We start from the raw sequence: 1,804 nt of genomic DNA, 5'->3' as shown, positions 1-1,804 counted from the left end.
TATCTATTATTAGCTTTGAAACTCGTGAAATCATGGACGATGATTTCATATAACGACCCGCTTCTCCGACGCCGATGAACTGAACCCGCGAATCCCTTATTCTTTGGCGGTGCTTGCACCCGGTGAATCTGTGTGTGCGCACATGCTTCATGCTTATACTCCAGAGACTTGGCTTCATGCTCTGCCCTTTACAAAAAAACGTTGTTCTCTTATATATAGCACATGTCTCTTTATTCATAGAAACCATGGACAGCCTACCTTTTACATTCTATTTTTTTAAGTCCAATCGGCCTAATATCAGGTTCAATAATACAACTATCTTGATTCTTCGATTCAATAAATTGCTTATATAACTCTTCCTGTTTCAAGCTATGAGCTACTTTTTTCTGTTTTTCCTTTCAAACTTTCATAAAACTTGTTTGTTTGAATATGCATTATACATCTGTAGTAGTAAAACTCGCATGTCCAAGTAATTCTTCATCAACTAATCTCAGTAAATACATTTTTATGTAATCTCTATTTATATCGCCCACACTTTTCTTTTAAAAGTTTAGTAATCTTTAACATGTCCTATATAAGCTTTTTGTTTTTTTCTCTGTAGCTTTGAAGCATTAACTCATTTTTTAAGTTAACCAACACATCTTTATTGCACTCATTATTTTCAAAAATAATATTGTCTTTTCCAAATATCCTGATTAATAAATTAATTGTACTTTTGTGCCATGTACTATCCACATTTTATCAAACTCTACCCACTTTCGTCCACAAACTTTTCTAATCTTCTCAAGATTATCCACCAAATAAGGTAATTTTATAAAAAAAACCTTCTAAATGCTTATTTACATGCACTAACATAAAAACTAACATCTACTATACTTTACTGAACATTAGTTCGTTATAACAAAAATATATATCCATATAATATAAAAATCAATTCTAGAATAAAATTCTAAATCTTTTAATTCTTTAACGGATAAGTCAATGCATGTTTTTACAAAAACCTTAGAAGTATATATAATCATACTTATATAATAGGTAATTAATACATACTTATTAATAAATCAACTTTCGCAAGAAACTACTATAGCTCTACTTTGATATAATCGAGCAAAGAAGAGACAAAGACTAATGCTCCCCTTAAATAGACATGACTATTGAACAACCTCCGAAACGGAGGTATTTTTTTAGGAAGAATAAAAATGTAATTTTATAATATTTAAAGACTTCTACAGTAAAATAGCAGTCTTTTGCACTACCAATTTCAATGAGGCTTAAAAAGCTCGGTTCCAAAGGACTTAAAAAAAATTAAATTTAAAGTTTGTCTTGCAAATATTTAATTTTGCTTTTAAGTTCGCGCCTAGTTTCATCTTTGCTTTGTTGTTCCTCGTTAAAAGCAGCCAAAGCAGCCATAAGACCAATAACATCGCCAATAACCATAATGACAGCTGAAATAATTGCCAACTGTGTGGAACTTAATTTATTACAGGACAAAATAATCACTCCATAAATATATTGTTAATCATTTATATTCAGAGAATATAAGAGATGTGAATAATGATATGTTTTTGCGCAATCTGAAAGACCCTTTTCTATTCATATGGCAGCCACCAATGTCCGTAAGTGGGTGCACCGATATAACAATTGCCGGTCTTATTGATACCTGTCGCATCAACCGAAAGAGTTACTTATCACGAGAGCAGAAGCAAGCTGCGATCGAAGCCTTGAAACTTAGCATTAAGTTATATTTACAACTTAGAAACTTTCTAAAATCCCCGGAATCAATCCGGAGCCTTGCTCATTTAAA

At 31.8% G+C, this 1,804-nt stretch carries 1 protein-coding gene; it reads right to left on the bottom strand.

The annotated features are described in order from the left end of the window. Positions 1-1,311: 1,311 nt before the first annotated feature. Positions 1,312-1,500, bottom strand: coding sequence for a hypothetical protein (locus tag JCM21531_RS17100; RefSeq protein WP_243467893.1), 189 nt, complete (start codon positions 1,498-1,500; stop codon positions 1,312-1,314). Positions 1,501-1,804 lie beyond the last annotated feature (304 nt).

It is taken from the genome of Acetivibrio straminisolvens JCM 21531, from assembly GCF_000521465.1.
Lineage (GTDB): Bacteria > Bacillota > Clostridia > Acetivibrionales > Acetivibrionaceae > Hungateiclostridium > Hungateiclostridium straminisolvens.
This window is presented reverse-complemented; position numbering and strand designations above follow the sequence as displayed.